The organism is Dyella sp. (genome assembly GCF_035277725.1).
GTDB lineage: Bacteria > Pseudomonadota > Gammaproteobacteria > Xanthomonadales > Rhodanobacteraceae > Dyella_B.
Window position 1 is genome coordinate 1 of record NZ_DATEJY010000128.1, and the last position, 9575, is coordinate 9575.

The following is a 9575-nucleotide window of genomic DNA, read 5'->3' on the forward strand; positions in this document are numbered from 1 at the left end:
AAATCGACGGGATAGCCTTGGGGCAACACCGGGCCGAGATCGGCCAGGCCGGGATTCGCGGCCAGCGTCGCTTCAGTCACACTCGCAGTACGCCCCAGCACGCGCTGGCACAGCGCATCGAGCGTCTCGCCCTGCAGCGCGCGCACGATCATCAAAGGAGCTCCACTGTGGCGCGCGGACGACCCAGAATGTCGCGGATGGCGTAGCGCGCCTGGCGGCGGTAATCATCAACAGACAGTTCCATCACTTCGGCGCGGCGCTGCCCCGCATCGGTGCTGTCGATGTCGCGGTAGCGCTCGATCAATTCGGCTTTGGCGGTCGCATACACAGCGCGCTGATAGAGCAACACGAGCCGCGAGGTATCACCGATCACCTTACTCGGCACGTCCGCGAGGGACGTGCGCCCCAGCGCCTCCTGCTGCTGTTGCCACGCGTCCAACTCGTCCTCCACCGCCGACATCGCCAGCGCGATGCACTCGGTGAGGCGCGCATCGGTGACGGTGCCGTCCAGGCGCAGCACGGCGCGTACGTCGGCGAGCGCGATCGGGGGATACCACGCACCCGACCGGATCGTGGTGGATTCCGCAATGGGTGCGGTAGCGACAAAGCCGGACATCGGGATCTCTTCGATAAGGTGCGGCGGTGGTCGGTGGGTCATCCGGATGGGAGAGAGGTCATCGGGTGCCCACCGAGCCGCCGCGGCGCTCGGGGCGAGCTCAGGTCGCAGTGACAAGCTGTTTCTGCAGCTTGCTGATCTCGGTCTTGATGCCGAGTCGCGGATTCAGACGCAGCGCGTGCTGCAGGTGATCGAGCGCTTGCGTGGGCACGGTGTCGCGCAGCGCCAGGCCAATGGCCTTGTGCAGCTTGGCCCGCACTTCATCGGGCATGTCGCGCCCGTCGGTCAGTTGGCCGACGCGCAAGAGCTGCTCGACGGTGACCGTGGTGCCGGGCTTCTCGTACTGATCGGCGATCTCTTCGACCACCAGCGTGGCGACGTCACGCTGGTAGTGCTCGGGCAACTTCAGGTCATGCTTCAGAAGATGCGCGGCCATGTCGAGCGCGGACTCCAGCGCACCGGTGTCGATGTGCCACACCATCAGCGTGGCAAAGACATCGTCCTGTACCGGCTGATCGGCTTCCAGTACACCCGCGATCCACGCGGCATATTCCGGTAGGCGTTGACGCTTGACGGCGATCTTCTGCTGGATCGACTGGATACTCTTCAGCACGCGCTTGTCTTCGGCGAGCTTGGCAAGCATCAGGTCGTAGGCGCTGCCGGTGAGCTGACGTGTACCGGTGCTGGCGGCCAGGCTCGCGGCCTGGGTCGCCAACACACGCTCCCGATGCCGCATGGCGGGGCTGGTCATCGTGGCGGTCCTCAATGCTTGAGCTCGATGTTTTCGAACAGCGCCACGGTGCCGTAGTGCTCGACCACGTAGGCATCGTTGGAGGATTCGTAGTTCTCGATCTGGTCGCGCTCCGGCCGGTCGCGCAACAACCGTCGGCGCGCGCCTTCCTGCCAGTAGATGGAGAGGTTGCTGAGCGGCGTCACCAGCACGGCGTTGTCCGGAAAGCCCGGGACGCGGATGGCCGGCAGGCCGCCCATCGCTTCGCGGCTGATCAGGATGTCGCTGGCCAACTCGTCCGTCGCGCGCTGGTCGCGGTTGAGCTTGGCGAACATCTTGTCGTGCAGCAGCTTGCGCCCGCAGATGGCCACGAGGTCCGTCGCATCGCGATACGGTTCATCGAGCAGCATTACCGCGTCGTAGACCAGCGCGTCGATATTGGCGTAGTCGCACCCGGCGACCGTGCCGACCTGGATTTTTCCTGCGGTCGCGCCTTCTTTCATCCAGTGGCTGGGTGCCTCGGTGCGGATGTGCTGCAACCAGCCGATGTTCACGTCCTGCAGCAGCGGGTTGGCGGCGCGATCCGTGTCGGCGGCGACCTTCACGCCGTTGAAGCCGATCAGGATGCGATCCAGCGCCTGGCGCTTGATGATGGCGTCGCGCAGGCGCGTCTGGAAATCGGGGAATTTCGCCCACGCATCGATCTGCTGGTACTTGATCAAGGTGTCGAAGTCGGTCTTCTCGCAGCGATAGCCCTGATTCTTGAGATCGCTGACGTCGCGCGGCATACGGTCCTTGGTGCGCGTATCGGTGCGCCCGGCAATGGTGCCGGTGACACCGAGCATCACTTTCTCGCCTTCCTGTTCCTGCACGCCGATGACGTTGATCTTGCTCAGGAACTCGCTGCTGGCCTGCAGCTGGTTTTCCAGCGTCTGCTGCACGGTCGGCGTGACGCTGAATTTGGACGCGGCGCTGTCCACGCCATTGAGCTGGGCCACGCGTTCCGCGTAGGCGTTGAAAAGGCGGCGGGTATCGTTACGCATGAAGGCTCCGGGACGGGCAGGCGAAAATCGGAAAAGAAAGCGAGTGCAGATCAGCAGTCGGTTTGCAGGACGCCGCTGCCGCCGGTGGCGGGCGGGCGCGGGGTGAAGGCGGGGGTGGCGTCGAGTTCGGCGCGCAGCGTGGTGAAGGCCGTCGCGGTCTCCTTGCCGGCTTGCTCGATGGCATCCAGGCGGCGCGTGAAAGCGCTGAGCTGATCGGCGAACTGCTGCGTGGTCGTGGTCGAATGCGTGGCCAACTGTTCCAGTGCATCGGTCAGGCCATTCAAGGCATCGCCCAGCTCGGCGAACTGCGCATCCTGCACCTTGGCTTTGCCGGTGAGCTTGGCCAGGCGCTCCTTGATCGCGGCGAACAGCGTCGTGGTGGGGTTATCCGATTCCTCTTCCCACTCGATCTCGATCGGCTCGGCAGCAGTGAACAGGTTGTCCGGTGATTGCTTGCGGCTCGCGAGCGGATTGGCGGAGGCCTGCGCGGCAAAGGTCAGCATGTCGGTGCCAAGACTGGCCGGACTGTCGGTGACACCCAGGCCCACCAGGTAGGCGCGGCCGGTGCTGGCGAATTTCGGATTGACCTCGATGCTGCTGTAAATCTTCTGCTTGGCCTTGGTCATGCTGACGAGATCGGCCGTGGGCTCGATCTGCGCAAACAGGGCCAGCTTGCCCTTGAGATCACCGTCGGTGATTTCCTCAGCCTTCACTGCCGTCACATCGCCGTACGCCTTGAACGGACCGTCCGGCATCAGGCCACGGATGTGCTCGAGGAAGATGCGTGCACCGTAGGTGTGCGGGTTGTAGGTCGCCGCGATATCGCTGATCCAACTGCGCTCCATCGTGCGGCCATCGGTGGTCGCGCCTTCGACAGCAACGCGGAAGAATTTGCTTTTGGCCATGGCCGACACCTCGTGAACGCAGCGATGTAAAAGGACGGGGCCATCCTCGACACCGCACGTCATGCGAGCAACGCGATAGCGCGGTACCAATCCACTGGTACCCAGCGCTAAGCGATCGAGTCGAACGCGCGCGGGCGACGATGCGCGCATGGTGATCCCGTCCCCTGAAATCGATCAGCGCCGCAGTGCGCGTGCCCTTTATTGGCAAGGGTGGCGTGTGTCGGACATCGCACAAACGATGGGGATCGCACGCACCACGGTGGAGTCGTGGAAGACGCGCGATGCCTGGGACAAGGCGCCCGTGATTGAGCGCGTCGAAACCTGCATCGAAGCACGCATGGTGCAGTTAGTCGCCAAGGATCCAAAAACCGGCAGCGACTACAAGGAAATCGATCTGCTCGGCCGTCAGATCGAACGCCTGGCGCGCGTGCGCCGCTACGAGGCGCCTGGCGGCAACGAAGCGGATCTCAACCCCAACGTCGAAGCGCGCAACGCCGGTCCGAAGAAACAATCCAAGCGCAACACCTTCAGCGAGGAACAGGTCGAGCACCTGCGCAAAACCTTCCTCGATTCGCTGTTCGAGTACCAGCACACCTGTCATCGCGCGGCGGACGAACGCACGCGCATGATCCTCAAAAGCCGCCAGATCGGTGCGACGTGGTATTTCGCGCGCGAGGCGCTCTTTGATGCGATCAGCACCGGGCGCAACCAGATCTTCCTGTCAGCCAGCAAAGCGCAGGCGCACATCTTCAAGCAGTACATCCGCCAGTTCGCGCTGGAGACCTGTGACATCGACCTCAAAGGCGATCCGATCGTGCTGTGGAACGGGGCGCACCTGTACTTCCTCGGCCAGAACGCACGCACCGCGCAGGGCTATCACGGCAACTTCTACTACGACGAGTTCTTCTGGACCTGCAATTTCGAGGAGATCAACAAGGTCGCCTCCGGCATGGCCATGCACAAGCAGTGGCGCAAGACCTACTTCTCCACACCGAGCGCCAAGAGCCATCTCGCGTACCCGTACTGGACCGGTGATCGCTACAACCGACGCCGACCGAAGGATCAACGATTAGACATCGTCACTACGCATGAAGCGCTGGTCGGTGGCCTGCGCTGCCCGGACAAGGTCTGGCGGCAGATCGTGACGATCGAGGATGCCGAGCGCGGCGGCTGCAACCTATTCGATCTGGATGAGCTGCGCATCGAGTACACGCCGGACGAATTCGCCAACCTCCTGATGTGCCAGTTCCTGGATGACGGGGACAGCCTCTTTACGCTGGCGATGATGCAGGGCTGCATGGTCGACAGCTGGGTGGACTGGACCGATCTGCAACCGCTGGCGATGCGTCCGTTCGGGTATGCGCCGGTATGGATCGGCTATGACCCCTCCTTGGGCGAGGGCGGCGATAGCGCGGGCTTGGTGGTGGTGGCGCCGCCCAGCAAGCCCGGCGGGAAATTCCGCGTGTTGGAGCGGCATCGCCTGAAAGGGATGGATTTCGAGGCGCAGGCCGAATTCATCCGAAAGATCACGAAACGCTACAGCGTGACGTACATCGGCATCGACGGCACCGGTATTGGCGCGGCCGTGCATCAGTTGGTGGTCCAGTTTTTCCCGCTCGCACGGAAGATTGTGTATTCACCCGATGCCAAAGCACAGATGGTGATGAAGGCGCAGAACGTGATCGGCAAAGGGCGCCTCGAGTTCGACGCCGGCTGGACGGACCTCGCCCAATCGTTCATGGCCATCCGCAAAACGCTCAGCCACAGCGGCCGCCAGGTGACCTACACCGCCGGCCGCACCGAAGAGACGGGCCACGCGGATCTCGCGTGGGCCTGCATGCATGCCCTGATCAACGAACCCCTGGAAGGCGCCACGGCGCGTAATACCAGTTTGCTGGAGATTTTCTGATGAGTGAGTCCGTAACGATGCCACGCGTTGAAGCGTTTGCGTTCGGCGATCCAACGCCCGTGCTCGATGGGCGTGAAGTGCTCGAGTATATGGAGGCGTGGCGTAACGGGAAGTGGTACGAGCCGCCGGTATCGCTGGAAGGACTGGCACGGTCGTTTCGTGCAACACCGCACCACTCATCCGCGATCTATGTGAAACGAAACATTCTTGTGTCGTCGTTCAAGCCGCATCGCTTGTTGAGTCGCGAAGCGTTTGCACGTTACGTGCTCGACTACCTGGTGTTCGGCAACAGCTATCTGGAAGCACCCAAGAATCGGTTGGGCAAAGTACAGCCGTTGCAGCCGGCGCTGGCGAAATACATGCGCCGCGGGTGTGATGACCTGGACGCCTACTTCATGGTGAAAGGCTGGAAGACGGAGTACGAGTTCGCGCCGGGCTCGGTGTTCCACCTACGCGAGCCGGACGTGCATCAGGAAATCTATGGTGTGCCGGAATACCTGGCGGCGTTGCAAAGTGCTTGGCTCAATGAGTCGGGTACGCTGTTTCGTCGGAAGTATTACCTCAACGGCTCGCACGCCGGATACATTCTTTACCTCACCGATGCGCTGTCGGACGAAGCGCAGGTCGATGCGATCAAGACGGCGCTCAAGAACAGCAAGGGGCCGGGGAATTTTCGGAACCTCTTCATGTATGCGCCCGGTGGCAAGAAGGATGGGCTTCAACTGATGCCGATCAGCGAAGTGGCTGCCAAGGATGAGTTCTTCAACATCAAGAATGTGACTAGGGATGATGTGCTTGCTGCACATCGTGTCCCGCCGCAGTTGCTTGGCTTGGTGCCGACGGGCACCACCGGGTTTGGTTCGGTGGTGCCTGCTGCGCAGGTGTTTGCGATTAATGAGTTGCTACCGCTGCAAGCACGCCTAAAGGAACTCAATGATTGGATAGGGGATGAAATAGTTACTTTCGCTCCTTACTTGATAACTGAGCCATAAAGTAATGACCTTGTCCCTCTCCCACGAAAGCCTAGCTAGCCAATTCAAGTCACCACATCGAGGTCTACCGTAGTCGTCAGCGGATCTACTCGATGGGTTTCGCGGCCCTGTAGAGTTGGAGCTGCGACATGTCCTTTAACTGTTTGTCCGTGATTCATAGGCAAGATTAGACTTGCATATCCTGATTTGCTTGGCGGGTTGAAATGGTAACCCCGACAATCGCTGCAATGTACAACGGATTATTATTCCAGCCGACAAGCTGGATAAGCGCCCTTGTCACCGTCTCAAAGGACGTTCCAATAACCATCCAAAGAAGTATGCCTCCAATGTGCCACATATTGCATCCAGTGCCACCTCCAGCCAGTTTATCGCCCCATAAGACAGACGAAATAATGATTGCAGAAAACTGCAACCGTAGTGAACGGCTAACGAGAAAGGAAACGTCACATAGGCGATCACATCCGTAGCTTGCCATGCTCCTTTTAAAAATGAGATGACGCACCAAAAGCAAAAGGCCGCAAACAGAGCGGCAAACGCTAAACCGGTTTTGGATAGCCTCTTCACCATGGGACTGCCTGCAATCTAGTTACTCCGAGATTACCGAAACCCGCCAAATCACCCAGAGTACGCCCGAGCGTGTCTGGCAAAACACCCGCACCTGGATCCATATAACGAAGACCTCCTGCATTTAGGGCATCGTAAACTGATGACGAGCACTTCGTTGTTGTTGAGCTCGAGAAGATAAACCATTTTGGCTTGGCCGCCTCACCCGACGCGGCAGAATTTAGCCCCTCATCATCTGGTACGTTGACCTTGAATACTTGGTCAGGCGATTTTCCGTCTTCGGCAGCGAGAGTCTCGTCCCAATTCAAAGTCGTGTTTTTACCGATGATGCCATGGGGCATCGGGAATTGACTCAGTATCACATTTCCATTCATTTCGCCCATGAAGACGTGCCCTGGATGGGCGACCGACGTACTATTCCAAATAGCGACTACAACATCTCTTAATCCGAGCGGATCTACATAGGTCAGTGGGCTTCCCTCTACATAGGCATAGGTGTTAATTCCACCTGCCAGTCCTGTTGGGTCACTTTCCAGGTACCTGCCTAAACTGCCACTGTAATCCCTAAGCCCATTGTTCCAAGTTCCGGATTCAGCGTCGTAATACTGCCCGGGAAACCCTATATTGAGCGGAACCGAATTGTTCACGGTCACCACTCGATCGAAAGCAAAATTGTGCGCACGCCACACCACGGCTTGCGAAGCATCGGTCATTACTTCTGGCCGGCCTAGCTGATCATCGTGAACGGAGAGCGTCTGGCTACCATACAAGCGTCCGATTAGGCGTCCATTGAGCCAAACATAGTCAATCCAACCGCCGCCTTGATTTTCAGCCATCAGCGGACCCGAATTGCTAGGCGCGAAGAACGTGGAAACGCCACCCACCGTCTTTTCCAGTCGCTGCCCTTTCGGATTCACGTAGTAAGTGGCGCCATTAGCTGCCACTAGCCTGTCGAAATGGTCATACGTGAAAATTGGTGCTCCCGATACCGTAGTTAGGTTGCCATTTAAGTCGTAGCCATAACTAACGTTGCTGCCACCAGAAAGGCTGGTGACTTGATTGCTGGTGGCGCTCGTGCCAATAGCGTTGGATGTGCCGTTGATAACTTGACTTGTTCGGTTGCCATTGGCGTCGTACTGGAAAGCTTCGTTGTCTGCGCTGCCATAAGCAAGTGTGATGCGCGACATACCATCGTAGCCGAAGTTTTGTGTCATCGCGCCATCGATACCATTACTGATACCGACAATACGATCAGCGGTGTCATAGGAAAAGTTGAGGCTTTGCACGTTGCCAGCGCTTATGCTGGTCAGGCGCCCGTCACTGTCGTAACCCAATGTGTTGGCGACACCGTTGCTAGACGTCCATTGCGTCATCGCATTATTGCCGGGCAGGTAAGTGATGCTGGTTGCGGCATTGGCTACATTGCCACCTACATTCACTTGCACACCCGACACTACGCCATCAGTGTAGGTGTAGATCGCCTGGTTGCCATCGGGATAACTCACGGCCGTCACATGACCTACGGCATCATAGTTATAGCCCAGGGCGTAGGTAGCTCCAGCGATGGAGAAGCCGCGACCGGCCGTCCAGCCCTCCGGAGTGTAACTATACGAAGTGCTGCCCGTACTGTCGTTGAGTGCACATAGTCGGCCAATGCCATTCGTACACGAGTCGTAAGCGAAAACTTGCGTTTGTCCGCCGGCGGTCAGGCTCACCATGCGGCTCAAACTGTCATAGCTAAAGGTGGTCGTAGTGCCATCAGCGCGCGTCATCGAAGCGGAGCGGCCATAGGCATCGTAGCTATAGTTCGTCGTACCGGTGTCCGGACTAATCTGCTGCCACAACTGTCCAAAACCGTCATAGCTGTAACTCGTCACCAGGCCGCGAGGGTCGATTACGCTGGTTACGTGATCTCCAGCGTCGTAACTGATCTGTGTCACGGTAGGCGAATCGGCCAGCGCAATAGTGGGACTGATGGCAGACGCGAGAAGGATCGCAGAGATAACTACAGACAATTGACGCACTGGCTGTTTCATTGTCGCAACAATCGACGATGGTTTGGATGGATAGAGATGTTTCATCACGGCGACCCCGTAGTTTCGGCTTCCATGGTGGATGTCGATGACGAAATGTTTGCTCCGATGGCATTAAAGAAATCGACGCGGAGCTGGTAGATACGCCCACGAGTGGGTGATGTCTGAGGCCAAGTGGCGGTGGTGTACTGAGTTACCGGATTGCTGCTGATCGCCACCGGTGATGCAGCCGCATTCGAAATGCCGCCTCCTGCATCCCCATCGCCGGCTGGGACACCCACATATGTCCATGTGTACTGCACCGAAACCGCCGCAGCTGGTACAGGGCCTGATGCTTTGACCAACGGATGTCCTGACCCGATCGTGGAGCACATCACAATGAAAGCTTGCCATGTATTGCCGTTGGCCAGCTGATAGCCCAGAGCTGCATGTCCTGACTTCCCAACCGCAATATCGCAGGGCGCCCCATAGGACTGTCCATTACTTCCTACGGGAATGTTTACGGTCACGGTGACTGCCGCACTCCACGGACCAGAACCGATCGTGTTGTAAGGCTGAACTTGATAAGCATAAGTACCCGCAGGACGGCCCGACGTGCTCCAACTGGTTGCGCTACTGTTTTGAACCGTGGTCCATGCGCCACCATTGACGGACTCTTGCAGCACATAGTTAGCGGCGTCGGTGACTCCATTCCAGCTGATAGAGAAGCTTCCATTGACGTTCGTGCCTGGCGCACTGATGGAAGGTGCACTGCTCGGCGCCAGTGTCACCGCAACATTGGCA

Annotated in this window: 8 protein-coding genes and 1 pseudogene; 2 read left to right on the forward strand and 7 right to left on the reverse strand. The window is 58.9% G+C overall.

Translation table 11 applies throughout. The features are described 5' to 3' along the window. The 5 genes from VJR68_RS12060 to VJR68_RS12080 all read right to left on the reverse strand — a co-directional run. The coding region (locus VJR68_RS12060; protein ID WP_324147929.1) for a tail protein X at window positions 1-152 on the reverse strand (152 nt) is incomplete at its 3' end. Next, a complete protein-coding gene (locus VJR68_RS12065) occupies window positions 152-616 on the reverse strand; it encodes a head completion/stabilization protein (protein WP_324147920.1) in 465 nt (154 codons plus the stop codon). The genes VJR68_RS12060 and VJR68_RS12065, both read right to left, overlap by 1 nt. 100 nt (window positions 617-716) lie before the next feature. Continuing rightward, on the reverse strand, window positions 717-1367 hold the full coding sequence (gpM, locus tag VJR68_RS12070; protein WP_324147922.1) for a phage terminase small subunit: 651 nt from the start codon (window positions 1365-1367) through the stop codon (window positions 717-719). A gap of 11 nt (window positions 1368-1378) precedes the next feature. Continuing rightward, window positions 1379-2389 (reverse strand): phage major capsid protein, P2 family, encoded by a 1011-nt coding sequence (locus VJR68_RS12075; protein ID WP_324147923.1) that lies wholly within the window; start codon window positions 2387-2389, stop codon window positions 1379-1381. A 50-nt stretch (window positions 2390-2439) separates the two neighbouring features. Further along, on the reverse strand, window positions 2440-3294 hold the full coding sequence (locus tag VJR68_RS12080) for a GPO family capsid scaffolding protein (protein WP_324147924.1): 855 nt from the start codon (window positions 3292-3294) through the stop codon (window positions 2440-2442). Between the two features lie 148 nt (window positions 3295-3442). On the opposite strand from VJR68_RS12080, the gene VJR68_RS12085 reads away from it, so the two are divergent. After that, a complete protein-coding gene (locus VJR68_RS12085) occupies window positions 3443-5203 on the forward strand; it encodes a terminase large subunit domain-containing protein (protein ID WP_324147925.1) in 1761 nt (586 codons plus the stop codon). Beyond that, a complete protein-coding gene (locus VJR68_RS12090; protein WP_324147926.1) occupies window positions 5203-6195 on the forward strand; it encodes a phage portal protein in 993 nt (330 codons plus the stop codon). The genes VJR68_RS12085 and VJR68_RS12090 overlap by 1 nt, the downstream gene beginning before the upstream one ends. 560 nt (window positions 6196-6755) lie before the next feature. Here the strand turns inward: VJR68_RS12090 and VJR68_RS12095 are convergent. Then, window positions 6756-8840, reverse strand: coding sequence for an RHS repeat-associated core domain-containing protein (locus VJR68_RS12095; protein WP_324147927.1), 2085 nt, complete (start codon window positions 8838-8840; stop codon window positions 6756-6758). Continuing rightward, window positions 8840-9575, reverse strand: a pseudogene (locus VJR68_RS12100) (hypothetical protein); the annotation flags it as partial. The pseudogene VJR68_RS12100 and the gene VJR68_RS12095, both read right to left, overlap by 1 nt.

Coding starts and splice junctions, on each gene's coding strand:
- gpM (WP_324147922.1), bottom strand. CDS start 1,367: ATGACCAGCCCCGCCATGCGGCATCGGGAGCGTGTGTTGGCGACCCAG.
- VJR68_RS12085 (WP_324147925.1), top strand. CDS start 3,443: ATGGTGATCCCGTCCCCTGAAATCGATCAGCGCCGCAGTGCGCGTGCC.
- VJR68_RS12090 (WP_324147926.1), top strand. CDS start 5,203: ATGAGTGAGTCCGTAACGATGCCACGCGTTGAAGCGTTTGCGTTCGGC.
- VJR68_RS12095 (WP_324147927.1), bottom strand. CDS start 8,840: ATGAAACATCTCTATCCATCCAAACCATCGTCGATTGTTGCGACAATG.
- VJR68_RS12080 (WP_324147924.1), bottom strand. CDS start 3,294: ATGGCCAAAAGCAAATTCTTCCGCGTTGCTGTCGAAGGCGCGACCACC.
- VJR68_RS12075 (WP_324147923.1), bottom strand. CDS start 2,389: ATGCGTAACGATACCCGCCGCCTTTTCAACGCCTACGCGGAACGCGTG.
- VJR68_RS12065 (WP_324147920.1), bottom strand. CDS start 616: ATGTCCGGCTTTGTCGCTACCGCACCCATTGCGGAATCCACCACGATC.